This is a genomic window from Streptomyces aurantiacus, assembly GCF_027107535.1.
In the GTDB taxonomy this organism is placed as follows: Bacteria; Actinomycetota; Actinomycetes; order Streptomycetales; family Streptomycetaceae; genus Streptomyces.
In genome coordinates this window covers 7,499,883-7,523,929 of record NZ_CP114283.1, presented here as the reverse complement: position 1 = coordinate 7,523,929, position 24,047 = coordinate 7,499,883, and the positions used below count along the sequence as shown (strand labels likewise).

The window sequence follows — 24,047 nt, the reverse complement described above, 5'->3', positions numbered from 1 at the left end:
CGGACGCGTACACGGCCCCGCAGCGGCGGCCGCGGGAAGCGCGACAGGCCTCCACGAGCCGGCCCGCCGCTCCGGGGCGGGACGTACTCCGGGCACCACCTACCCTTGTCGCATGAGCAGCAGCGACCGGAGCCGGGCAGTGGACCTGACGAGAACGTATGAAGTGCGCACTTACGGATGTCAGATGAACGTCCACGACTCCGAGCGGCTCTCGGGCCTCCTGGAGGACGCCGGTTACGTACGCGCCGCCGAGGGCTCCGACGGTGACGCCGACGTCGTCGTCTTCAACACCTGCGCGGTGCGAGAGAACGCCGACAACCGTCTCTACGGGAACCTCGGCAGGCTCGCCCCGATGAAGACGAAGCGGCCCGGCATGCAGATCGCCGTCGGCGGCTGTCTCGCCCAGAAGGACCGCGACACCATCGTGAAGAAGGCGCCCTGGGTGGACGTCGTCTTCGGCACGCACAACATCGGCAAACTCCCCGTCCTCCTGGAGCGCGCCCGCGTCCAGGAAGAGGCGCAGGTCGAGATCGCCGAGTCGCTCGAAGCGTTCCCGTCGACGCTGCCGACCCGCCGCGAGAGCGCGTACGCCGCCTGGGTGTCCATCTCCGTCGGCTGCAACAACACCTGCACCTTCTGCATCGTCCCGGCGCTGCGCGGCAAGGAGAAGGACCGCAGGACCGGCGACATCCTCGCCGAGATCGAGGCCCTGGTCGGCGAGGGCGTCTCCGAGATCACGCTGCTCGGGCAGAACGTGAACGCCTACGGCTCCGACATCGGCGACCGCGAGGCCTTCAGCAAGCTGCTGCGGGCCTGCGGGAAGATCGAGGGCCTGGAGCGCGTCCGCTTCACCTCGCCGCACCCGCGGGACTTCACGGACGACGTCATCGCCGCGATGGCCGAGACACCGAACGTCATGCCGCAGCTGCACATGCCGATGCAGTCCGGCTCGGACACGGTCCTGAAGGCCATGCGCCGCTCGTACCGCCAGGAACGGTTCCTCGGAATCATCGACAAGGTGCGCGCCTCGATCCCGCACGCCGCGATCACCACCGACATCATCGTGGGCTTCCCCGGCGAGACCGAGGAGGACTTCGAGCAGACCCTGCACGCGGTCCGCGAGGCCCGCTTCGCCCAGGCCTTCACGTTCCAGTACTCCAAGCGCCCCGGCACCCCCGCGGCCACCATGGAGGGGCAGATCCCCAAGGAGGTCGTGCAGGCGCGCTACGAGCGTCTCGTCGCCCTTCAGGAGGAGATCTCCTGGGACGAGAACAAGAAGCAGGTCGGCCGCACCCTGGAGCTGATGGTCGCCGAGGGCGAGGGCCGCAAGGACGGCGCCACGCACCGCCTCTCCGGCCGCGCCGCCGACAACCGCCTGGTGCACTTCACCAAGCCCGACACCGAAGTGCGCCCCGGCGACGTCGTCACCGTGGAGATCACGTACGCCGCTCCGCACCACCTGCTCGCCGAGGGCGCCGTCCTCGAAGTGCGCCGCACGCGCGCGGGGGACGCCTGGGAGAAGCGCAACACCGCCGAGGCCGCCAAGCCCGCCGGCGTCATGCTGGGGCTCCCGAAGGTCGGCGCACCCGAACCGCTGCCCGTCGCCGCGGGCGGCGGCTGCGGCCGCGACTGACCGCGTCACGGGCCGGAAAGGGGTCCCTCATGCCGTACAGCGTGGAGTTCACCGAGCGCGCAGCCCGCGTGCGGGACAGCCTCCCCGTCGAACGCCGGGAGATCCTGGACCGCGGGCTGGCCATACTGGTGACGGACCCGAGGCACAAGCTGTCGCACTCCGTGGGCGGTGACGAGGCGACCCGCGAGATAGCCCTTTCCCGGAACCTGTTCGTCGAGTACGTGATCAGTGACGGCAAGCTCGTGGTGCTCCTCCTGACCGTCATCGACCTCACGGACGTCCTCATCGAGGAGTGACGCTCGGCCGTTGTACGGGGTTACGCTGCCGATCATGCTTGTCGCCGCCGCCGTGTGCCCCTGTCCGCCCCTGCTCGTGCCCGACGTCGCCGCGGGGGCCGCACCCGAACTGGACGCCGCGCGTGCCGCGTGCACGGACGCCCTGGGGGTGCTGGCCGCCGCGCGCCCGGACCGGCTGGTGGTAGTGGGGCCCGCCGGGCAGGACGGGCGCGGACCGCACCCCGAGGGCTCACGTGGTTCGTTCCGCGGCTTCGGAGTGGATCTCGACGTGCGGCTCGGCGGGAACAGCGCGCGTCTCGGCGGGGACCGGGCCACAGCGTCGGAGGACCCGGCCGCGTTCACGTCCACGCCCTCGCTCTCGCCCGAGCGCGCCGGACGCGTACTGCCTCCCTCGCTGGCGGTCGCCGCGTGGCTCCTCGCTCGTACCGACTGGTCCGACGCCCCCGTGGAAGGCCTCGGCGTGGGGGAACCTCTCGCCGCCGAGCGGTGTATCCAGGCAGGGAGGGACATCGCCGCGCAGACCGGGCGAGTGGCCCTGCTGGTCATGGGCGACGCCAGCGCGTGCCGCACGCTCAAGGCGCCTGGCTACCTGGACGAGCGGGCGGCGGGCTTCGACGCGGAGGTCGCGCGCGCCCTGGGCGCGGCGGACGTGGCCGCTCTCAAGGCGCTGGACGCCGAGCTGGCGTACGTGCTGCAGGCCTCCGGGTGGGCCTCCTGGCAGGTCCTCGCGGGCGCGGCGGAGGAGGCGGGACTCGGGGGCGCCCTGTTGTACGTGGACGCGCCCTACGGCGTGGGGTACATGGTGGCGGCCTGGTCGTAGCGTCCCCCGGGAGCCGGGAGCCGGGAGCCGGGAGCCGGGAGCCGGGAGCCGGGAGCCGGGAGCCGGAAGGGGGCGCGCGGCTTGAGCGCAGGGCCCGCTCATCGCGTCCCTGAACGGGCACGAAGGTCCTCGGGCCGTGACGTACCGCATGAACACGGCGGACGGCCCGGAGCCGTACGTGCTCCGGGGCCGTCCGCCGATGTGGTGTCGCTCAGGATGCCGAGGGCGGTGCCGGCGGGGGCGACGGAGGCGTCGCGCCACCGTCCGGGCCGCCGTTCTCCTTGTGCGCGAGCCGGTCCAGGGCACCCTTGGCCTTGCCCGTGCCGGTCTGGATCCTGTCGCTGTACTTGCCCTTGGTCTTCTCGTCGGCCAGTTTCGCGGCCTTGTCGAGACCATGTTCGATCTTGACGATCCTGCCCTCGTGCTGCTGCGCGAAGTCAGAGACCTTCTCCCTGGCCGGCACGAGCCTGGCCTTCAAGCTGTCCAGGAGACCCATGGTTCACCTTCCCTCGCGGGAACAGTCACTTGCGGGCGCCCTCGCCGGCCTCGCTGTCGACCGCCTCCTCGGCGGACTGCTGCTTGGGAATGTCGACGGCCTCCGCCGCGGACTCCTCGGCCTCCGCAGTCACAGTCGCAGCTTCCGCTCCGGCTTCCGCCGCGGCCTCGGCGGGGGCCTCGGCCCCCTCCGACCCCTTGGCCGCTTCCTCGGCCTCCGCTTCGGATCCGGCTGTCAGGGTGTCGCTCTGCGACTCGGCGGTTGACGTTTCCTTCGATTCCTTGGACTTGGACCCATCCCTGCCAAGAAGCCGTGCAAAAACACCCATATCGTCTCCATACCCTACTCGTGTGGGCGAAATTCCGCGTCGCCCGGTGCGTCCCATTGCGTCGCCCGGGGTCACCGGCCCTCAAAACCGGCGGCTGGAACCTCGAACAGGCAACGACCCCGGACCCCCGCCGTCACGTAGCTCGTTCGAGAAGTGGTCCCGAGGTTTGCGAGACTGTTGCGGTGAGTAGTGCAGCCCCCGCTCCGCGGGTCATCGCCGTCGTGGGTCCCACCGCGGCAGGAAAGTCCGATCTCGGCGTCCACCTCGCTCAGCGCCTCGGCGGTGAGGTCGTCAACGCCGACTCGATGCAGCTCTACCGGGGGATGGACATCGGCACCGCCAAACTGACGCCCGAGGAACGCGGTGGCATTCCCCACCATCTCCTGGACATCTGGGACGTGACGGTGACGGCGAGCGTCGCCGAGTACCAGCGGCTCGCGCGCGGCCGCATCGACGCCCTGCTCGCGGAGGGCCGCTGGCCGGTCCTCGTCGGCGGCTCCGGCCTGTACGTCCGGGGGGCCGTCGACAACCTGGAGTTCCCCGGGACGGATCCCGAGGTGCGGGCCCGCCTGGAGGAGGAGCTCACCCTGAGGGGCTCCGGCGCCCTGCACGCCCGGCTGGCCGTCGCCGACCCCGAGGCGGCCCACGCGATCCTGCCGAGCAACGGCCGTCGTATCGTCCGGGCCCTCGAGGTCATCGAGATCACCGGCAGGCCCTTCACCGCCAACCTCCCAGGACACGACTCCGTCTACGACACCCTGCAGATCGGCGTCGACGTGGCGCGCCCCGAGCTCGACGAGCGCATCGCCCGCCGCGTGGACCGCATGTGGGAGGGAGGCCTCGGCGAGGAAGTGCGCGCACTGGAGGCGCAGGGGCTGCGCGAGGGGCGTACGGCATCGCGCGCCCTCGGCTACCAGCAGATGCTCGCGGCGCTCGCCGGGGAGTGCACCGACGACGAGGCGCGCGCCGAGACGGTCCGTGCCACCAAGCGCTTCGCGCGCCGTCAGGATTCCTGGTTCAGACGCGACCCACGGGTGCATTGGCTCAGTGGGGCTGCGGCGGATCTCACAGAACTTCCGCAGCTCGCACTGGCGTTGGTCGAACGACCGGTCACAGCCTGATCACGTCATGGCATCGGGACGCTCTGGCCGTCATCCGGGCCTCCGGGACCGTGCCATCATCGAGCTTCGATCGACCAAGTGGAGTCCGAGTTGGGAGGGCGCGTGGCGATGGAGGCCGGCCCCCGTGACACCACACAAGGCGCGGAACCGAGCACCGCGGGCAGCGGAGCGCACGACACCGCACAGGATCAGCAGGACCCCGACGGGGACCGGCTGAGCCCGGACGGGCCCGACGAGAGCACCGATGGTGTCACCGCCGACGGACCCGAGCCCGACGAGATGTTCGCGGGTCCCGAGGTCGAGGTCGAACTGCGCCCGCAGCGCCGTATGCGGATCTGGCAGCTCGCGCCCATCGTGAGTCTCGCCGCGCTCGGCTCCCTGATGTTCGCCTTCCCGCTCGCCTTCGACTTCGGCGACAGCGGGGCCATGATCGCCATGCTCGGCCTGCTGATCTCGTCGTGCGCCGCCGGCTGGGGCATGATGGCCGCCCGCCGCGTGGGTTACACGTGGCCCGGCCTGCCGCAGCGCGGTTCCGGCCGCCGCCCGGACTGGCGCGTCGTGATCGCGTACGCCGTGGTCGTCGCCGCGGTCGTGGTCCTCGCCGTGTGGCGCGTGGCCCGCCTGCGCTGAGCGTCGCCGCCCGCTGGTTCGCCCGGGCGCGGTCCGCCTGCCGGACCGCCAGGCCCGGCTGTCCTGCCGAGCCCTTACGATCGAGGAATGAGCACGCGGATCGCCTTCCTCAAGGGCCATGGGACCGAGAACGACTTCGTGATCATCCCTGACCCCGAGAACACCGTCGCCCTGCCTCAGGCCGCCGTCGCGGCTCTGTGCGACCGCCGCGCGGGCATCGGCGGTGACGGTCTCCTGCACGTCGTACGGTCCGCCGCGCACCCCGAGGCCCGGTCGATGGCGGCCGAAGCGGAATGGTTCATGGACTACCGCAACGGCGACGGCTCGATCGCGGAGATGTGCGGCAACGGAGTGCGTGTGTTCGCCCGCTACCTCCAGCGTGCCGGACATGTGGCCGAAGGCGACATCGCGGTCGCCACGCGCGCAGGCGTGAAGAGCGTGCACATCGCCAAGGAGGGCGACATCACCGTCGCCATGGGCAAGGCACGCCTCCCCGAGGGGAACGTCACCGTGTCCGTCGGCGAGCGCAGCTGGCCCGCACGCAACGTGAACATGGGCAACCCCCACGCGGTCGCCTTCGTGGAGGACCTCGACCACGCCGGGAATCTGTACGCCGCTCCGCCCTTCACCCCGGCCTCCGCGTACCCGGACGGTGTGAACGTCGAGTTCGTCGTCGACCGTGGCTTTCATCACGTTGCTCTGCGTGTCCACGAGCGGGGTTCCGGCGAGACCCGGTCGTGCGGTACGGGCGCGTGTGCCGTGGCGGTGGCGGCGGCGCGCAGGGACGGCGCCGACCCCGCCGTGACCGGTGTCCCGGCGACATACACCGTCGACGTGCCCGGCGGCCGACTCGTGATCACCGAGCGGACCGACGGCGAGATCGAGATGACCGGGCCCGCGGCGATCGTCGCAGAGGGTGAGATCGACACCGGGTGGCTCGAAAACGCGACCCCCTGAACCTTCGCTCGAATGGGTGATCCGTTTCACGCTCGGCGAGAGGCGGTCGGTCGGGCGTGGTGGGCTCGGTAGCATCAAGGACCGGCCCGGACGGGGGAACGACGCCATCCCCAGAGCCGCACATGCCATGGGGCACCCCGTCCGCCGGTCGACGCAGCCGGAGGTGCCCATGAGTGCGGAGGCCACGAACCCCGCGACGCCCGGCCCCATCACGCCCGGGGCTCAGCGCAGGCGGGGCCGCCCCCGGATCGATCTGCGACGTCTCGGCCGGGCCGCTCTCCTGGGGCCCGCGGCCCGCCACCGGCTGCCCGACGCGATCGGCCACGTGGTCGAGGCCCATCGGGCCCACCACCCCGACGCCGACCTGGACCCGCTGCGCCGCGCGTACGTGCTCGCCGAGTCCTCGCACCGCGGCCAGATGCGCAAGAGCGGTGAGCCGTACATCACCCACCCCCTCGCCGTGACCCTGATTCTGGCCGAACTCGGCGCGGAGACCACGACGTTGACCGCGTCCCTCCTCCACGACACCGTCGAGGACACGGACGTGACGCTCGATCAGGTGCGCGAGGAGTTCGGCGAGGAGGTCCGCTACCTCGTCGACGGCGTGACGAAGCTGGAGAAGGTCGACTACGGAGCGGCCGCCGAGCCCGAGACGTTCCGCAAGATGCTCGTCGCCACCGGCAGCGACGTACGCGTGATGTCGATCAAGCTCGCCGACCGGCTGCACAACATGCGCACCCTCGGAGTCATGCGCCCCGAGAAGCAGGAGCGCATCGCCAAGGTGACGAAGGACGTCCTGATCCCGCTCGCCGAACGTCTCGGCGTCCAGGCGCTGAAGACCGAACTCGAAGACCTGGTCTTCGCGATCCTGCGGCCCGAGGAGTACGCGCACACCCGCGAACTCATCGTCAAGAACGCCTCACGCACCGACGACCCCCTCGCCGAGATCTCCGAAGAGGTGCGCGGCGTCCTGCGCGAAGCCGGTCTGCAGGCCGAAGTCCTCATCAGGCCCCGGCACTTCGTCTCCGTGCACCGCGTCTCCCGCAAACGGGGCGAGCTGCGCGGCTCCGACTTCGGACGCCTGCTGGTGCTCGTGAACGAGGACGCCGACTGCTACGGGGTCCTCGGCGAGCTGCACACCTGTCTCACGCCGGTGGTCTCGGAGTTCAAGGACTTCATCGCGGTCCCCAAGTTCAACCTGTACCAGTCGCTCCACACCGCCGTCGCCCGCCCCGACGGGCAGGTCGCCGAAGTCCTCATCCGTACGCACCAGATGCACAAGGTCGCCGAGGCCGGCGTCATCGCGCTCGGCAATCCCTACGCGTCTCCCGCGGAGGAGCAGACCGACGGCGACGGCTCCCGCCCCGCCGACGGTGAGCGCGCCGACCCCACCCGTCCCGGCTGGCTGTCCCGCCTCCTCGACTGGCAGGAGGCCGCGCCGGACCCCGACACGTTCTGGTCCACCCTGCGCGAGGACCTCGCCCAGGACCGGGAGATCACCGTGTTCCGCCCCGACGGGGGCACGCTCGGGCTGCCCGCGGGCGCCAGCTGCGTGGACGCCGCGTACGCCCAGTACGGCGAGGACGCGCACGCCTGTATCGGCGCCCGCGTCAACGGCCGCCTGGCGAGACTGAGCACGGTCCTGAGCGACGGCGACACCGTGCAGCTGCTCATGGGGCAGGACCCGTCCTCGGAGCCCTCCAGGGAGTGGCTGGAGCACGCGCACACTCCCGTCGCGCGGATCGCCATCACCCGCTGGCTGGCCGCGCACCCGTCACCGGCCACGCCGTCCGAAGCCCCTGCCGCGACCCGCCGCCCCGCCGCGGACGGGCCCGCCGCGCGTCCGGCCGCCGCGGACGTCGTCGTCGACCAGCCCGGCGCGACGGTACGCCTCGCGGGCTGCTGTACGCCGGTACCGCCCGACGCGATCACCGGATTCTCCGTACGCGGGGGAGTGGTGACCGTGCACCGCGTCGAGTGCCCCGCGGTGGAGCGCATGAAGAGCGTGGGGCGTGCGGAGGTCGACGTGCGCTGGGGCGACACCACCGAGTGCCGTGTCACGCTCTTCGCCGAGTCCTTCGGCCGGCCCCACCTCCTCGCCGACCTCACCGAGGCCATCGCCCTGGAGGGCGTCGCCATCGTCTCGGCGACCGTCGAACCGCCCAGCCAGCAGCGCGTACGTCACACCTACACGCTGCAGCTCCCGGACGCGGCACACCTCCCCGCGCTCATGCGGGCGATGCGCGATGTGCCGGGCGTGTTCGACGTGAGCCGCGCCCAGCACCCGTCGACGACTCCGTAGAGGACCACCGGGCGGCCGCGGCACCGCGACCGTCGGACATCCGACGGCCCGCGCGTCGGCCCTGCGGCCGCCCGCCCGCACATCCGTCCGATCAGCGACCCTTCGGCCCGCTCGGCGCACCCTCGGCACATCCGCCCATGCGGTGTCGCGACCGGCATCCCGTCCCCGCTCCCGTCCCGGACCTCGGAGGTCACGCCGAAGAGCCCGTTCGGGTGGGCCCGACGCGAGTCGTCACCGCGAGGCGGGCGGGCGCTGATAGCCGTGGTCCATGCTGCGCACCCTCACGACCCCCCGCACCGCGACGCCACGCCCGCGGCCTTCCCGACAGCTGAGGACGGCGTTCCTCGCCTCCGCCGTCTCCGTCTGCCTCGTCGCCGCGAGCGCCCCGGCCCCGGTACCGCTCGGTATCGGCGACCGTCTGTTCCCGCACCTGGGCAACCCCGGATACGACGTCATGGCGTACGACCTGGCCTTCACCTATCCCGGCAGCAACAGCAAGCCGCTGCCGGCCGTCACCACCATCGACGCCCGGACGACAGACCGGCTGGAGCACGTCAATCTTGACTACTCGCACGGGGCAGTGCGATCCGTCGAGGTCGACGGAGAGCCCGCGGAGTTCCGCAGCGCGGGCGAGGACCTGGTCGTCACACCCGCCGAACCACTGCCGTCAGGCGTCCGGACGCGGATCACCGTGAGCCACGACAGCAACCCGGTGTCCACGAAGGACCAGCAGAGCGGCTGGGTGCGGACCGCGGACGGGCTGGCGATGGCCAACCAGGCCGACGCCGGACACCGTGTCTTCCCCGGCAACGACCACCCCTCGGACAAGGCGATGTTCACCATCCGGGTCACCACGCCCGAGGACTACACGGCCGTCGCCAACGGGCTGCCCGCCGGTGCGACCCGCCGCGGCACGGACACCACCTGGGTGTACCGCACCGAGCACCCCATGGCCACCGAACTGGCCCAGGTGTCCATCGGCCGGTCCTCCGTGCTGCGCCGAAGCGGCCCCGACGGTCTCCCCCTACGGGACGTGGTGCCCACCAAGGACCGCGAACGGCTCGAACCCTGGCTCAAGAAGACACCCGCCCAGATCGCCTGGATGCAGGAGAAGGTCGGTGCCTACCCCTTCGAGACGTACGGGCTGCTGATCGCCGAGGCGCGGACCGGATTCGAACTCGAGACGCAGACGCTCTCCCTCTTCGAGAGGGAACTCTTCACCCGGTCCGAGTACCCGAAGTGGTACGTCGAGTCGATCATGGTGCACGAGCTGGCCCACCAGTGGTTCGGCGACAGCGTCTCCCCGCGCACCTGGTCCGACCTGTGGCTCAACGAAGGGCACGCCACCTGGTACGAGGCCCTCTACGCCGAGGAGACGGCGGACCGGCCCATGGAGACGCGGATGCGGGCCGCGTACCGGTCGTCCGACATCTGGCGCGCGGCCGGTGGTCCGCCCGCCGCACCCAAGGAGGCCGAGCCCGGCGAGAAACTGAGCATCTTCCGCCCGAACGTGTACGACGGCAGCGCCCTCGTCCTCTACGCGCTGCGCCAGGAGATCGGCCGCCCCGCCTTCGAGCGGCTGCAGCGCACCTGGGTGAGCACCCACCACGACGGCGTCGCCGACACCGCGGACTTCGAACACCTCGCCTCGGGCATCGCGGGCCGTGATCTGAGAGGCTTCTTCAAGGCGTGGCTCTACGGACAGAAGACCCCGCCCATGCCGGGACACCCTGACTGGCGCAGCACGGCGCCGGCGGAGAAGACCGGGACGGGCACCCGGTAACCCCCGGAAATACGAGTGACGAGACGGGGCGTGCCGTGCGAACATCTTCACGTCGACGACGCCTCAGGTCGGCGGCACGGCGCTCCGGCCCCGGGCGGGAATCTCCCGGCGGCCCCGGACGTTCTGAACAGTGACGGGCCACAAGTCCGTCGCCCCAGGTATCCCCATCGACGTAAGGACCCAATGACCTCCTCTTCTTCCCCTTCCCAGGACACACAGAGCCTCGCGCAGAACAACCCCGACGGTCTTCGGGCCGATGCCCTGATGGAAGAGGACGTCGCCTGGAGCCACGAGATCGACGGAGAGCGGGACGGCGACCAGCTCGACCGCTCCGAGCGTGCGGCCCTGCGCCGTGTCGCCGGACTCTCCACCGAGCTCGAGGACGTCACCGAGGTCGAGTACCGGCAGCTCCGTCTGGAGCGTGTGGTGCTCGTCGGCGTGTGGACCTCGGGGACCGCGACCGACGCGGACAACTCGCTGGCCGAGCTGGCCGCCCTCGCGGAGACCGCGGGAGCGCTCGTGCTCGACGGAGTCATCCAGCGCAGGGACAAGCCCGACGCGGCCACGTACATCGGTTCCGGCAAGGCCAACGAGCTGCGGGACATCGTGCTGGAGACCGGCGCCGACACCGTCATCTGCGACGGTGAGCTCTCGCCGGGCCAGCTGATCCACCTCGAAGACGTCGTCAAGGTCAAGGTCATCGACCGTACGGCCCTGATCCTCGACATCTTCGCCCAGCACGCCAAGTCCCGAGAGGGCAAGGCGCAGGTCGCCCTCGCGCAGATGCAGTACATGCTGCCGAGGCTCCGGGGCTGGGGTCAGTCGCTGTCCCGTCAGATGGGCGGCGGCAAGGGCGGCGGCCTCGCCACCCGTGGTCCCGGTGAGACCAAGATCGAGACCGACCGGCGTCGTATTCGCGAGAAGATGGCGAAGATGCGCCGGGAGATCGGCGACATGAAGACCGGCCGCGAGATCAAGCGCCAGGAGCGCCGTCGCAACAAGGTGCCCTCGGTGGCGATCGCCGGCTACACGAACGCCGGCAAGTCCTCGCTGCTCAACCGCCTCACGGGCGCGGGCGTCCTGGTGCAGAACGAGCTGTTCGCCACCCTCGACCCGACCGTCCGCCGTGCCGAGACGCCCAGCGGGCGGATCTACACACTCGCGGACACCGTCGGCTTCGTACGGCACCTGCCGCACCACCTCGTCGAGGCGTTCCGCTCCACGATGGAGGAGGTCGGCGACTCCGACCTGATCCTGCATGTGGTCGACGGTTCGCACCCGGCGCCGGAGGAGCAGCTGGCCGCCGTGCGCGAGGTCATCCGCGACGTGGGCGCCACCAAGGTGCCCGAAATCGTGGTGATCAACAAGGCGGACGCGGCCGACCCGCTGGTACTCCAGCGGCTCATGCGGAACGAGAAGCGCTCCATCGCGGTCTCGGCCCGCACCGGCCAGGGCATCGACGAGCTGCTCGCGCTCATCGACGTCGAACTGCCGCACCCCTCGGTCGAGATCGAGGCACTCGTGCCGTACACACTCGGCCGGCTGGTCGCGCGCGCCCACACCGACGGCGAGGTGATCTCCGAGGAGCACACCCCGGAGGGCACGCTGATGAAGGTACGGGTGCACGAGGAACTGGCGGCGGAGCTCGCTCCGTACGTTCCCGTGCCCGCGGCCTGATCCACGGAGCGAAGGCCCGCCCCCTCTCGCAGGGGGCGGGCCTTCGTCGTACGCGCGACTCGGTTGTGTCGTACGGCGCCTACTTGTCGCCGTACTCCTCGCTCATGGTGTCGTAGATCGCCTCGGCGCCCTTGCCCAGCTGCGGTCCCGCCAGCCAGGTGTTGTCGGACGGGCCGATCGACGTGTTCGAGACGAGCACGGTCTTGCCGTCGACGACACGGAACCAGCCGCCGCCGGACGAACCGCCGGTCATCGTGCACCCGATGCGGTACATCGTCGGCAGCCCCGGGCTGAGCGAGAGGCGGCCCGGCCGGTCGACACACTTGTGCATGATCAGACCGTCGTACGGCGCCGCGGCCGGGTAGCCCCAGGCGCCCATGGAGCCCGCGTCCGCGGCGGCGGGCGTGGAGAAGTCCACGTCCAGCGCGTTGCCGACCGTCTCCTCAAGGGACTTGGAGCCGGACTCGGGCTTCACGTGCAGCACCGCGTAGTCGTACGCGGCACCCGCGCCGCCCGACTCCGAGCCGCCCTCGATCCACTCGTCCGAGGTCGAGGCCCAGTCCGCCCAGTACTGGCCGTAAGGGGCGATCTCCTGCTGCGTGGCCCTGCCGAGCTGGGCCTCGGACTTGCCGAGGTCGTTGTAGGCGGGCACGAAGGCGATGTTGCGGTACCAGCCGCCGCCACCGCCCGCGTGCACGCAGTGGCCCGCGGTCCACACGAGGTTGGATTTGCCCGGGTTGCGCGGGTCCTTGACGACCGTGCCGGAGCAGACCATCGAACCCTCGGGGGAGTCGAAGAAGACCTTCCCGACCGGGGCGGCGTTCTCGTGGTACGGGGTCTTCTCGCGCGTCGCCGTGACGGGGGCGGGCGCCGGGTCGCTCCCGCCCTGCTGGGCCGCGGCGTCCTTCGCGGAGATCGTCTTCTCCGGGTCCTCGGCGGACTTCATCCGCTCGGGCTTCCAGAGACCCGCGATCACCGGGTTGACGAAGTCCTCGGCCTCACTGAGCCACTTGTCCCTGTCCCAGTTCTTCCATTCGCCGTCCTTCCACTGGTCGACATCGATCCCGTGCTCCTTGAGCCGGTCGGCGATGTCGGCGGGAATCTCGATCTTGTCCGCGCCCGAGGCTCCGGAACCTGTGGCGGCCGACTTCTCGGCGGCGGCCTTGTCGTCACCCGAGTCACAGGCGGTGGCGGTGACCATCAGAGCCGCCGCGAGTCCGGTGGCGGCAAGGAAGCGGCGCCGCCCGCGGCTCCCCGCGAAGGACGGACGTGTGGAACGCATGGTGTTGTTACCCCCGATAGAACGTGCATCTCTCACCTGCGGGACAGGCGCGGAGAGCTCGAACAGGGCTCTCCGCGGGGCCTGTGTCACCGCGACACCCCACTATGCCCGGGGAGTCGGGGACGAACGGCGGTCGGGTGGTGAAGGTTTCCGTGAGGCCCACCCTGCCGCCGTCCGTCCTCATACCGCTACCGCTGCGCGGCGAACTTCTTGCTCACCGAGTCGTAGATGCCCTTGGCCTCCGTGCCCAGGTGCGGGCCCGCCAGCCAGCCGGCGGTCACCGGGCCGATGGAGGTGTTGGACACCAGGGCGGGACTGCCGTCCGAGCCCGTCGCGACCCAGCCGCCGCCGGACGAACCGCCGGTCATGGTGCATCCGATGCGGTACATCGTCGGCTCGGACTTGGCGATCGAGAGCCGGCCAGGCTTGTCCGCGCATTGGTACATGGTCTCCCCGTCGAACGGCTTCGCCGCCGGGTAACCGGTCGCGGTGATGTCCCCGACCTGCGACACGGGCGGAGCGTCGAAGTCCACCGGGAGGGCCGAACCGACCGTCTCCTCCAGGGACTTGCCGCCGCTGCCCTTCTCCGGGGTCACATGAATGACGGCGAAGTCGTACGAGGCGCCGTCACCGCCCGTCGCGCCACCCTGCTCGATCCACTGGTCCGAGGTCTGCGCCCAGTCACCCCACCAGACGCCGTACGGAGCGACCTCCTCCTTGGTGGCACCCGTGATCTCCGTCGCCGACATGGCGTCGTTGTTGTACGAGGGCACGAAGGCGATGTTGCGGTACCAGCCGCCCTTCTTGCCCGCGTGCACACAGTGGCCCGCGGTCCACACGAGGTTGGACCTGCCCGGGTTGGCCGGGTCCTCGACCACGGTCGCCGAGCAGACCATCGTGCCCTCGGGGGAGTCGAAGAACACCTTGCCCGCCTCGGGCGCGTTCTCGTGATAGCGCGCCGGAACCGCCTTCGCCTGCACGGGTGCCGGCTCCGGGTCGGTCACGCCCTGGTCGCCCGAGAGGTCGTTCTCGTCGACGCCCTTGCCCTGGTCCGGGTCCTCGGCCTCACGCATACGGTCCGGGTCCCACAGCCCCTGGATGATCGGGTTGATGTAGTCACCGGCCTCGCGCAGCCAGTCCTCCCGGTCCCAGTTCTTCCAGGCGCCGCCCTTCCACTGGTCGACATCGATCCCGTGCTCCTTGAGCCTGTCCTTGATGTCGTCCGGGATCTGGATCTTGCCGTCGCCGGCCGCGGCGGCCGACGTCTCGGCGCTCGCGTCGGCGTTCTCACCCGAGTCACAGGCGGTGGCGGTCAGCGCCAGCGCGGTGGCCAGGCCGACCGCGGCAAGCACGGGGGAGGTTCTGCGGCGCGGGCTCCTCCCTCGACGGGCGGTGAAGAGCGGGCGTATCGGTCGCATGGTGTGACTCCCCCTGGAGGTGAACGAACAACTCTGTGCTGCCACACGGGACTTCGTACGGATCCGGGGACCCGGCCGTGTCCGGCGTGGACCGTGGTGCTGATCAGCGAGGATCGCTGAGCGGCACACAGACTATGCCGTTGCTGTGGGGGACTTCCGACGGGCCCGCAACGGTTCCGTCACGGCAAGGATCTACGTTCCGCCGTTGCCCCGCGCGGTCCTCGTCGTTGGTACGTACGGGGGACGTTCCGGCTGCGTTCATCCCCCTGCCGCCTCCCACCGGGCGGACCGGCAACTCGCCTCTGGACAGCGGGAGGACCGACAGACGTGGCGGTGACGGAGTCTGCGCCCGAGGTGGCGCCCGCGACGCAGGAAGCGGCGGGCGCGCGCACGCTGCACGAGGACGCCGGAGCGCGCGCGGCGCACGAGGGGATCCTGCGGCGGCAGTCGGCGCGCGAGTCAGCGGCGCGCACCTATGCGCGCGCCCTGCCGATCGTCCCCGTACGAGCCCGTGGACTGACGATCGAGGGCGCCGACGGGAGCCGCTACCTCGACTGTCTCTCAGGGGCGGGCACTCTGGCCCTCGGCCACAACCACCCCGTCGTTCTGGAGGCCATCCGCAAGGTCCTCGACTCGGAGGCCCCGCTGCATGTCCTCGACCTGGCCACACCCGTCAAGGACGCCTTCACCACCGAACTGTTCCGCACGCTGCCGCCGGGTCTCGCCGACCGCGCGCGCGTGCAGTTCTGCGGCCCCGCCGGGACGGATGCCGTGGAGGCCGCGCTGAAACTGGTGCGCACCGCGACGGGGCGCGGCGGGATCCTCGCCTTCGCCGGCGCCTACCACGGGATGACCGCGGGGGCGCTCGAGGCATCCGGGGGCGCGCCCGACGTGCGGGTGGCGCGCCTGCCCTACCCGCACCCCTATCGCTGCCCCTTCGGTGTCGGAGGCGAGCGTGGGGCGGAACTCGCCGCGCGCTGGACCGAATCCATCCTCGACGACCCCAAGTCCGGGGTGCCGGGCCCGGCGGGCATGATCCTCGAACCGGTGCAGGGCGAGGGCGGTGTGATTCCGGCCCGCGACGACTGGATGCGGCGGATGCGGGAGATCACGGCGGCGCGCTCCATCGCACTGATCGCCGACGAGGTGCAGACGGGGGTGGGCCGGACCGGCACCTTCTGGGCGGTCGAGCACAGTGGCGTCACTCCCGACGTGATGGTCCTCTCCAAGGCCATCGGCGGCAGCCTGCCCCTGGCCGTGGTCGTCTACCGCGACGACCTCGACGTGTGGGAACCCGGCTCCCACGCCGGCACGTTCCGAGGCAACCAACTCGCCATGGCGGCAGGCGCCGCGACCCTCGCGTACGTCCGTGAGAACCAACTCGCCGAGCGGGCCGCCGCACTCGGTGCGCACATGATCACCCAACTCCGCGCTCTGGAGACCGACTTCGGCTTCGTCGGCGACGTACGCGGCCGGGGACTCATGATCGGCGTCGAGCTCGTGGACCCCGACAGGCCGCCCGCCGCTCCCGGAGGACCGCCTCCCGCCGCGCCCGAACTGGCGGCCGCCGTCCAGCGGGAGTGCCTGCGCCGCGGACTGATCGTGGAACTCGGCGGCCGGCACTCCAGCGTGGTGCGGCTGCTGCCACCGCTCACGATCACCGACGAGCAGGCGACCGCCGTCCTCGACCGGCTCGCGGACGCGGTGGCGGAGGTTGCGAAGGAGCCCACCGGTCCACGTGTCGCGGAGGCCCGACGACCGGTGTCCGGGCACCCCGAACAGTCGGAACGCTCCGGATAGGGCGGCGATCCGGTGCACGACCGGGCCCGGAGCCCGGGAAATGCCGCCGCGCGGTGATACCCGCCAGGTATCCCCAAGAGGCAGGTGCCTCCCCGCGCACCGCGCCCCTCCGCCGTCTTCGGAACGGGTCGGCCCCGCACCGACCAGGAAACGCACAGGTACCACCACGCCGGAACAGCCCCGGTTCGTCGCCGTACGAGCCTGAACCATCCCGAGGAACACTCTTGAATGCCACTCCCGCATCCGACGGCCGTCCCCACACCCATGAGCGAGGAGCCCACGGCACGCAGTTCCCGCTAGGGAAGGGGACCGAATCGGTCCCCCGGCAGAAGGGAGGGTCAGAGAAGTCCGAAGGGTTGCACGGCGCCACCACCGACCTGCTGGAACACCCCGATCCGCACACCGCCGCCCAGGCCGCGGCCATTGAGAACCTGCTGCGCTGCTGGGTACGCGAGCACGACCTCACCGCTCCCGCCGACGGCACCCTCCGCATCCCCCTCCCCGCCAGTGGCTCAGCCCTCCTCGTGCCGGTCCACTACTGGTCCCCCACGGGATGGCACCGCCTGGGCCCTCCCCATCTCTCCGACGCCTCGGACCAGGATCCGCCCACCGACGCCGTCACACTGGCGGCCCTGCTGGGACGTGAGACCCCGACGCACGGGGCGCCCACCCAGGCCGTCGCCTCCGCCGCGCCGGGTGCGCCGGCCGAGACCCCTGCCTCCGCCGAAGGCGGTGACCTGATCGGCCGGGTCGCGGACTCCCTGCGCCGGACCGTCGTGTTCATCACGGACCGCAGGGAGAACCCCGCTGACGGGCCCGACCTCTTCCTCTCCGCCGAGCAGTCGCTGCTGCTCGGGCACCCGCTCCACCCCACCCCCAAGAGCCGCGAAGGACTCTCCGGGGCCGAAACCCGGCTCTACTCGCCAGAGTTGCGCGGCTCCTTCGCACTGCACTGGCTGGCCGTCGCCCCCTCCGCCTTCGCCACCGACTCGGCATGGACCGAGCGCGGCCGTCCCGTAGCCGCGGAACAGCTCACCTCCCGGCTCGCCGGCGCCGGACTGCACCTGCCCGACGGGTACGCCGCGCTGCCGATGCACCCCTGGCAACTCCAAGAAGTCCGCCACCGCCCCGAGACGGCGGAACTGCTTGACGCCGGACTGCTCCGCGAGCTCGGTTCCCACGGCTCCCCGTGGCACCCCACCTCCTCCGTCCGCACCCTGTACCGCTCAGGCGCCCCCGCGATGCTGAAGCTGTCGCTGGGCCTGCGCATCACCAACTCCCGCCGGGAGAACCTCCGCAAGGAGTTCCACCGCGGGGTCGAGGTCCACCGCCTGCTGCGCGCCGGTCTCGCCGAACAGTGGCAGGCGGCCCACCCGGGCTTCGACATCGTCCGCGACCCGGCGTGGCTCGCGGTGAACGACCCGGACGGCGCCCCCGTGCCCGGTCTCGACGTGATGATCCGGCACAACCCGTTCACCCCGACGGACGACGTCTCCTGTATCGCCGGACTCGTCTCACCCAGGCCCCGAGCCGCGTCCACCGGACATCGGCATGGCGAGCAGAACAGGCCCACGACGCGATCCCGGCTCACCGATATCGTCACCCGCCTCGCCGGCCGCACGGGCCGGCCGCGCGGCGCCGTCGCCACGGAGTGGTTCCTGCGCTACCTCGAACACGTCGTCCGCCCCGTGCTCTGGCTGGACAGCGAGGCCGGCATCGCGCTGGAGGCACACCAGCAGAACACCCTGCTCCTGCTGGACCCGGAGGGCTGGCCGGGGGGCGGCCGCTACCGCGACAACCAGGGCTACTACTTCCGTGAGTCACGGCGCGCGGAACTGGACAAACGACTGCCGGGCATCGGCCAGCACAGCGACACCTTCGTCTCCGACGAGGTCACCGACGAGCGGTTCGCCTACTACCTCGCCATCAACAACGTGCTCGGCCTCATCGGCGCCTTCGGCTCCCAGCGCCTGGCCGACGAACGACTGCTGCTGGCCGCCTTCCGCCGCTTCCTGGCCAACGTCGCCTCCGGGCCCGCCCGGCTGCGCACCACCCTGCCCGCCCACCTGCTCGACTCGCCGGTCCTGCGCTGCAAGGCCAACCTGCTGACCCGGCTGCACGGACTCGACGAACTCGTCGGCCCCGTCGACACCCAGTCCGTCTACGTCACCATCGCCAACCCCCTTCATTCCTGAGGAACATGACCCACCCCGTCTCCTGAGAGGAGCGTCGCCGTGCCTCCCACCGATGCGAGCACCGACGCCGGAACCGCCCCCCGCACCGACGCCCGTAGCCGTACGAGTCCCGGTGCGGACAGCGAGGACACCCTCGACCTGCGCCTGCCCGACGAATTCCTCGCCCTCTTCGCCGAGAGGACCGGAGCAGCCGGAACGCTCGAAGGGGCGGGGGACGCCGGAGCGACCACGGAGCGGAGTGAGCAGAGCGGTGGGGAGCCGGGCCCCTGGGCCAGGGGCCCGGGACGGTGCGAGGCGAGGCCCACCCCGGCCGCCCCGGCCGGTGACGACCTGCTCGACCGCGTCGGTGACTGGGGGCCGACGGCCACCGCCGCGGGCGTCCTCCAGCTGGTCCCCGTGCACATCGACCGTGACCTTCCGCTCATCGGCCGCTGGATGGACGACCCCGCCGTCGCTGCCTTCTGGGAGCTCTCCGGTCCCGGGACGGCGACCGAGGATCACCTGCGCGCCCAGCTCGGCGGCGACGGGCGCAGCGTCCCCTGCCTCGGCATGCTCGACGGCACACCCATGAGCTACTGGGAGATCTACCGCGCGGACCTCGACCCCTTGGCCCGCCACTACCCGGCGCGCCTCCACGACACCGGAATCCACCTCCTCATCGGCGGCGTCACCAACCGGGGGCGAGGGCTCGGCACGATCCTGCTCAGGGCTGTCTCCGACCTCGTCCTCGACCGGCGCCCCTCCTGCGCTCGCGTCGTCGCGGAGCCCGACCTTCGCAACACCCCTTCCGTGTCCGCCTTCCTCAGCGCCGGCTTCCGGTTCTCCGCCGAGGTCGATCTGCCAGACAAGAAGGCAGCCCTCATGGTCCGAGACCGGGCCCTGCGCGATCTGTTGTAGCGCCGTCACTTTTAGTACACCGCTCGTCCCGATCAGGTTCCCAGTCGAGGAGTCCCCGTGCCGAACCCGTCCGCCGCCCCGGCTCCCGGAGAGCCGTCATGCCTCTACGACCCACCCGAACTGAACCCTCAACGATGGGAGCGAGCGGGGCGCCGCCTGCTCGCGAAGATGATCGGTGAATTCGCCCACGAGGAGATCCTGGTACCGGAGCCGGAGCCGGAGCCGGAGCCGGAGCCGGGACAGGAACGCACCCTCGGCGCCGTGGACCGCTCCGGCGGAACGGCGGCAGGCACCCTTCCTTCCGACCCGCCCGTCGCCACGGCTCCGGTCGGATCCCGGAGATCCGGAAGAGACGATTCACCGCAGCTGCCCGGCGCGGACGTGCTGAGACGACCGACCGCGCCGCCCATCCCCGGCCCCCCTTCCCCGCCGCCCAGCGAGACGGCCGAGGCCGCGCCCGACAGCGAGCGCTCCTACACCCTCCGCCTCGACGCCGGCGGCGTCCTCGCCTTCCGCGCCCGCCGCGGCGCGTACGACAGCTGGCAGGTGGACCCGTCATCGCTCACCTTGACCGACCCGGCTGACATGGCCGGCTTAACCGGAGCCGCGACCGCGGCCGTCCCGGGCGAGAACCCAGGTGAACCCGCACACAGGGCAGCAGCCGACCGCGGCGCCGCAGCCCCCGCCACCGGCGCGGCCGGACCCGGTGAAGCCGCAACAGTGCCGAACCCGCGCCCCTACACCGACCCCCTCGACTTCCTCTCCCGCGCCCGTGCCACCCTCGACCTCGACGGCGCCACCCTCGGGCACGTCATCCGCGAGCTGACCACGACACTGGCCGCGGACGCCCGTCTCGACCACACCGCACTCCCGGCCGCCCGCCTCGCCGACCTCGGATACGCGGAACTGGAAGGCCACCAGACCGGTCACCCCTGGATCGTCCTCAACAAGGGCCGCCTCGGCTTCTCCGCCGCCGACGCCGCCCAGTGGGCGCCAGAGGGGCGCAGAGCGACAGCCCTGCCGTGGATCGCGGTTCACACCTCGCTCGCCACCTACCGAGGTGTGCAGGGTCTGGACACCGCCGACCAGCTCTACGCGCGTGAGCTCGACCCCGCCGTCAGGGAGTCCTACGACACCGCACTGCGCGCGCGGGGGCTCACTCCGGAGTCGTACCTCTACCTGCCCGTGCATCCCTGGCAGTGGAACGACGTCGTGCTGCCGCTCTTCGCGCCCTCCGTCGCGGAGGGCGCGATCGTCCCGCTGCCCCCGGACGGCGACCTCCGCCTGCCCCAGCAGTCGATCCGTACGTTCCTCAACACCTCTCGCCCGGACCGGCACACCGTGAAACTGCCGCTGTCCGTCCTCAACACCCTCGTGTGGCGCGGTCTGCCCACGGAACGCACACTCGCGGCCCCCGCGGTCACCGCCTGGATGCACGGCCTGCGCGACACCGACCCCTTCCTCCACGACACCTGCGGGGTGATCCTGCTGGGCGAGGTCGCGTCCGTGACGGTCGGGCACCCCGTGTACGACACGCTGCCGGAGGTCCCGTACCAGTACAAGGAGCTGCTGGGCGCGATCTGGCGCGAGCCGCTCTCCCGCCATCTCGCGTCCGGTGAACGCGCCCGCACTCTCGCGGCCCTCCTGCACACCGACCCGGAGGGCCGTGCCTTCGCCGCGGAGCTGGTCGAGCGCTCGGGCCTGGACCCACGAAGCTGGCTGTGCCGCCTCTTCGCCGCGCTGCTGCCGCCCCTCCTGCACTTCCTCTACCGCTACGGCACTGTGTTCAGCCCCCATGGCGAGAACGCGATCGTTGTCTTCGACGACCACGACGTACCGGTCAGGCTCGCGGTCAAGGACTTCGTCGACGACGTGAACGTGAGCGCCGAGCGGCTTCCCGAGCACGCTTCCATGCCCGACGAGGTACGGGCTGTTCTGCTCACGGAACCGGCGGCCTTCCTCACCCAGTTCATCCACTCCGGGCTCTTCGTCGGAGTCTTCCGCTACCTGGCCCCGCTGTGCCAGGAACAACTGGGCGTTCGAGAGGCCGAGTTCTGGTCACTCGTCCGGGCCGAGATCCTCCGGCACCACAGGCTCTTCCCTGAGCTCAAGGAGCGCTACGAAACGTTCGACCTGCTCACTCCACGTATCGAGAGGCTCTGCCTCAACCGCAACCGGCTGCATCTGGACGGCTACCGGGACCGGCCGCAGCGCCCGCACGCCGCCGTGCACGGCACCGTCCCCAACCCGCTGCACCAGCCGTGATCACCCGCCACGTCACCGACGGCGCACTCGTCTTGATCACGTCCCTCCCCTCCGCGGTGATCGCCCGGTTGTCGGTGCCGCCCCGTAGGGTGGGCGGGCTATGACAGAGCCCTCACTCCCCGAACTCCTGCATGCCGCCGTCACAGCCGTCGGCGGTACGGAGCGCCCTGGCCAGGTGACCATGGCCGAATCCGTCGCGCAGGCCATCGACGACGGTTCCCATCTGCTGGTCCAGGCGGGCACCGGCACCGGTAAGTCGCTCGGCTACCTGGTTCCCGCGCTGGCGCACGGGGAGCGTGTCGTCGTGGCGACGGCCACCCTGGCACTCCAGCGGCAGCTCGTGGAGCGGGACCTGCCGCGCACGGTGGACGCACTGCATCCGCTCCTGCGCCGCCGCCCCGAGTTCGCGATGCTCAAGGGCCGGTCGAACTACCTGTGTCTGCACCGTCTCCACGAGGGAGCGCCGCAGGACGAGGAGGAGGGCCTCTTCGACCAGTTCGAGGCGGCCGCGCCCACCAGCAAGCTGGGCCAGGACCTGCTGCGGCTGCGGGAGTGGTCGGACGAGACGGAGACGGGTGACCGCGACAATCTCACCCCGGGCGTCTCGGACCGGGCCTGGTCGCAGATCTCCGTCTCCTCCAGGGAGTGCCTCGGCGCCTCGAAGTGCGCCTATGGTGCGGAGTGCTTCGCCGAGGCGGCCCGTGAGCGCGCCAAGCTCGCCGATGTCGTTGTCACCAATCACGCGCTGCTGGCGATCGACGCCATCGAAGGTGCTCCGGTCCTCCCGCAGCACGAGGTGCTGATCGTCGACGAGGCCCACGAACTGGTTTCCCGGGTCACCGGCGTCGCGACCGGAGAGCTCACCCCCGGCCAGGTCAACCGTGCCGTGCGCAGAGCATCGAAGCTTGTCAACGAGAAGGCGGCCGACCAGCTCCAGACCGCCGCCGAGGGCTTCGAACGCCTGATGGAGCTGGCGCTGCCCGGCCGCCTGGAGGAGATCCCGGAGGACCTAGGCTACGCGCTGATGGCCCTGCGTGACGCCGCCCGCACGGTGATCTCGGGGATCGGAGCGACCCGCGACAAGTCCGTCACCGACGAGGACGCGGTCCGTAAGCAGGCCCTCGCCTCCGTGGAGAGCGTCCACGACGTGGCGGAGCGCATCACGAACGGCTCGGAGTGGGACGTCGTCTGGTACGAACGGCACGACCGCTTCGGGGCATCCCTGCGGGTCGCGCCGATGTCCGTGTCGGGCCTGCTGCGCGAGAAGCTCTTCACGGACCGTTCCGTCGTCCTGGCCTCGGCCACCCTGAAGCTCGGGGGCGATTTCAACGGCGTGGGCGCCTCGCTGGGCCTGGCACCGGAGGGCACCCAGGGGGAGGACATCCCGCCGTGGAAGGGCATCGACGTCGGTTCGCCCTTCGACTACGGCAAGCAGGGCATCCTCTACGTCGCGAAGCACCTGGCCCGGCCCGCCCGGGACAGCGACCGTGGGGACATGCTCGACGAGCTCACGGAGCTGATCCAGGCGGCCGGCGGCCGTACGCTCGGCCTGTTCTCCTCGATGCGGGCCGCCCAGCTCGCCGCGGAGGAACTGCGCTCCCGCATCCCGGAGTTCCCCATCCTGCTCCAGGGCGAGGAGACACTCGGCGAGCTGATCAAGAACTTCGCGGCGGACCCGAAGACCTGCCTGTTCGGCACACTCTCACTCTGGCAGGGGGTGGACGTCCCGGGCGCCAGCTGTCAGCTGGTCGTCATGGACAAGATCCCCTTCCCGCGTCCCGACGATCCGCTGATGAGCGCCCGGCAGAAGGCGGTCGAGGACGCCGGGGGGAACGGTTTCATGGCCGTCGCCGCCACCCACGCCGCCCTCCTGATGGCCCAGGGTGCCGGCCGCCTCGTCCGGGCGACGGGGGACCGGGGTGTGGTCGCCGTGCTCGACCAACGGCTTGCCACCGCGCGCTACGGCACCTACCTCAAGGCCTCACTGCCCGAATTCTGGTACACGACGGACCGTAACCAGGTGCGACGGTCACTGGCCGCCATCGACGAGAAGGCGCGGAAGGCCGAAGAGGCCCACGAGGAGGCCTAGACACCCGTGGGCTGCTCCCGGCGAATGTCGGGGGCAGCCCACGGGGGTGCGCGCGGCG

Annotated in this window: 18 protein-coding genes; 14 read left to right on the top strand and 4 right to left on the bottom strand. The window is 71.2% G+C overall.

Annotated elements, in window-relative coordinates:
- The first annotated feature begins 112 nt into the window (after positions 1–112).
- The 3 genes from miaB to O1Q96_RS35220 are packed head-to-tail and all read left to right on the top strand — an operon-like array spanning position 113 to position 2,749.
- On the top strand, positions 113–1,633 hold the full coding sequence (gene miaB, locus O1Q96_RS35230; RefSeq protein WP_269252011.1) for a tRNA (N6-isopentenyl adenosine(37)-C2)-methylthiotransferase MiaB: 1,521 nt from the start codon (positions 113–115) through the stop codon (positions 1,631–1,633).
- Between the two features lie 29 nt (positions 1,634–1,662).
- The gene (locus O1Q96_RS35225) at positions 1,663–1,929 is read left to right on the top strand and encodes a hypothetical protein (RefSeq protein WP_217459591.1); all 267 of its coding nucleotides are present in this window, start codon (positions 1,663–1,665) and stop codon (positions 1,927–1,929) included.
- Between the two features lie 34 nt (positions 1,930–1,963).
- Positions 1,964–2,749: a class III extradiol dioxygenase subunit B-like domain-containing protein gene (locus O1Q96_RS35220; protein ID WP_269252010.1), complete on the top strand. Its 786-nt coding sequence runs from the start codon at positions 1,964–1,966 to the stop codon at positions 2,747–2,749.
- A gap of 211 nt (positions 2,750–2,960) precedes the next feature.
- On the opposite strand, the gene O1Q96_RS35215 is transcribed toward O1Q96_RS35220, so the two are convergent.
- The gene (locus O1Q96_RS35215) at positions 2,961–3,245 is read right to left on the bottom strand and encodes an antitoxin (RefSeq protein WP_269252009.1); all 285 of its coding nucleotides are present in this window, start codon (positions 3,243–3,245) and stop codon (positions 2,961–2,963) included.
- Between the two features lie 25 nt (positions 3,246–3,270).
- Positions 3,271–3,573, bottom strand: a complete 303-nt coding sequence (locus O1Q96_RS35210; RefSeq protein WP_269252008.1) for a hypothetical protein — start codon at positions 3,571–3,573, stop codon at positions 3,271–3,273.
- 182 nt (positions 3,574–3,755) lie between these two features.
- Between O1Q96_RS35210 and miaA the strand changes: the two genes are divergently transcribed.
- The 6 genes from miaA (at position 3,756) to hflX (ending at position 12,043) form a co-directional block, all read left to right on the top strand.
- Positions 3,756–4,694, top strand: a complete 939-nt coding sequence (gene miaA, locus O1Q96_RS35205) for a tRNA (adenosine(37)-N6)-dimethylallyltransferase MiaA (protein WP_269252007.1) — start codon at positions 3,756–3,758, stop codon at positions 4,692–4,694.
- 108 nt (positions 4,695–4,802) lie between these two features.
- Positions 4,803–5,324: a hypothetical protein gene (locus O1Q96_RS35200; protein WP_269253858.1), complete on the top strand. Its 522-nt coding sequence runs from the start codon at positions 4,803–4,805 to the stop codon at positions 5,322–5,324.
- Positions 5,325–5,411: 87 nt separating this feature from the next.
- Positions 5,412–6,281 carry a diaminopimelate epimerase gene (dapF, locus tag O1Q96_RS35195; protein WP_269252006.1) on the top strand — a complete coding sequence of 290 codons (870 nt, stop codon included), beginning with the start codon at positions 5,412–5,414 and terminating at the stop codon, positions 6,279–6,281.
- Between the two features lie 169 nt (positions 6,282–6,450).
- Positions 6,451–8,583, top strand: a complete 2,133-nt coding sequence (locus tag O1Q96_RS35190) for a RelA/SpoT family protein (RefSeq protein ID WP_269252005.1) — start codon at positions 6,451–6,453, stop codon at positions 8,581–8,583.
- 268 nt (positions 8,584–8,851) lie between these two features.
- Complete coding sequence (locus O1Q96_RS35185; RefSeq protein WP_269252004.1) at positions 8,852–10,366, top strand: M1 family metallopeptidase; 1,515 nt, start codon at positions 8,852–8,854, stop codon at positions 10,364–10,366.
- A gap of 183 nt (positions 10,367–10,549) precedes the next feature.
- Positions 10,550–12,043, top strand: coding sequence for a GTPase HflX (gene hflX / locus O1Q96_RS35180; RefSeq protein WP_269252003.1), 1,494 nt, complete (start codon positions 10,550–10,552; stop codon positions 12,041–12,043).
- Between the two features lie 79 nt (positions 12,044–12,122).
- Here the strand turns inward: hflX and O1Q96_RS35175 are convergent, their stop codons facing one another.
- Positions 12,123–13,325: a trypsin-like serine peptidase gene (locus O1Q96_RS35175; protein ID WP_269252002.1), complete on the bottom strand. Its 1,203-nt coding sequence runs from the start codon at positions 13,323–13,325 to the stop codon at positions 12,123–12,125.
- A 188-nt stretch (positions 13,326–13,513) separates the two neighbouring features.
- On the bottom strand, positions 13,514–14,743 hold the full coding sequence (locus O1Q96_RS35170) for a trypsin-like serine peptidase (protein ID WP_269252001.1): 1,230 nt from the start codon (positions 14,741–14,743) through the stop codon (positions 13,514–13,516).
- Positions 14,744–15,070: 327 nt separating this feature from the next.
- Here O1Q96_RS35170 and O1Q96_RS35165 point away from each other — a divergent pair, with 327 nt between their 5' ends.
- The 5 genes from O1Q96_RS35165 (at position 15,071) to O1Q96_RS35145 (ending at position 23,989) form a co-directional block, all read left to right on the top strand.
- Complete coding sequence (locus O1Q96_RS35165; RefSeq protein WP_419586999.1) at positions 15,071–16,543, top strand: diaminobutyrate--2-oxoglutarate transaminase family protein; 1,473 nt, start codon at positions 15,071–15,073, stop codon at positions 16,541–16,543.
- Positions 16,544–16,767: 224 nt separating this feature from the next.
- Positions 16,768–18,738 carry an IucA/IucC family protein gene (locus O1Q96_RS35160; protein ID WP_419586998.1) on the top strand — a complete coding sequence of 657 codons (1,971 nt, stop codon included), beginning with the start codon at positions 16,768–16,770 and terminating at the stop codon, positions 18,736–18,738.
- Positions 18,739–18,777: 39 nt separating this feature from the next.
- Positions 18,778–19,635 carry a GNAT family N-acetyltransferase gene (locus tag O1Q96_RS35155; RefSeq protein ID WP_269251999.1) on the top strand — a complete coding sequence of 286 codons (858 nt, stop codon included), beginning with the start codon at positions 18,778–18,780 and terminating at the stop codon, positions 19,633–19,635.
- A gap of 57 nt (positions 19,636–19,692) precedes the next feature.
- Positions 19,693–21,900: an IucA/IucC family protein gene (locus tag O1Q96_RS35150; protein ID WP_269251998.1), complete on the top strand. Its 2,208-nt coding sequence runs from the start codon at positions 19,693–19,695 to the stop codon at positions 21,898–21,900.
- A gap of 100 nt (positions 21,901–22,000) precedes the next feature.
- Positions 22,001–23,989 (top strand): ATP-dependent DNA helicase, encoded by a 1,989-nt coding sequence (locus O1Q96_RS35145; protein ID WP_269251997.1) that lies wholly within the window; start codon positions 22,001–22,003, stop codon positions 23,987–23,989.
- Positions 23,990–24,047 lie beyond the last annotated feature (58 nt).

What these genes read in the sequence shown, in the direction of transcription:
- miaB (WP_269252011.1), top strand. Translation starts at nt 113, where the DNA reads ATGAGCAGCAGCGACCGGAGCCGGGCAGTGGACCTGACGAGAACGTAT.
- O1Q96_RS35225 (WP_217459591.1), top strand. Translation starts at nt 1,663, where the DNA reads ATGCCGTACAGCGTGGAGTTCACCGAGCGCGCAGCCCGCGTGCGGGAC.
- O1Q96_RS35220 (WP_269252010.1), top strand. Translation starts at nt 1,964, where the DNA reads ATGCTTGTCGCCGCCGCCGTGTGCCCCTGTCCGCCCCTGCTCGTGCCC.
- O1Q96_RS35215 (WP_269252009.1), bottom strand. Translation starts at nt 3,245, where the DNA reads ATGGGTCTCCTGGACAGCTTGAAGGCCAGGCTCGTGCCGGCCAGGGAG.
- O1Q96_RS35210 (WP_269252008.1), bottom strand. Translation starts at nt 3,573, where the DNA reads ATGGGTGTTTTTGCACGGCTTCTTGGCAGGGATGGGTCCAAGTCCAAG.
- O1Q96_RS35200 (WP_269253858.1), top strand. Translation starts at nt 4,803, where the DNA reads ATGGAGGCCGGCCCCCGTGACACCACACAAGGCGCGGAACCGAGCACC.
- dapF (WP_269252006.1), top strand. Translation starts at nt 5,412, where the DNA reads ATGAGCACGCGGATCGCCTTCCTCAAGGGCCATGGGACCGAGAACGAC.
- O1Q96_RS35190 (WP_269252005.1), top strand. Translation starts at nt 6,451, where the DNA reads ATGAGTGCGGAGGCCACGAACCCCGCGACGCCCGGCCCCATCACGCCC.
- O1Q96_RS35185 (WP_269252004.1), top strand. Translation starts at nt 8,852, where the DNA reads ATGCTGCGCACCCTCACGACCCCCCGCACCGCGACGCCACGCCCGCGG.
- hflX (WP_269252003.1), top strand. Translation starts at nt 10,550, where the DNA reads ATGACCTCCTCTTCTTCCCCTTCCCAGGACACACAGAGCCTCGCGCAG.
- O1Q96_RS35175 (WP_269252002.1), bottom strand. Translation starts at nt 13,325, where the DNA reads ATGCGTTCCACACGTCCGTCCTTCGCGGGGAGCCGCGGGCGGCGCCGC.
- O1Q96_RS35170 (WP_269252001.1), bottom strand. Translation starts at nt 14,743, where the DNA reads ATGCGACCGATACGCCCGCTCTTCACCGCCCGTCGAGGGAGGAGCCCG.
- O1Q96_RS35145 (WP_269251997.1), top strand. Translation starts at nt 22,001, where the DNA reads ATGACAGAGCCCTCACTCCCCGAACTCCTGCATGCCGCCGTCACAGCC.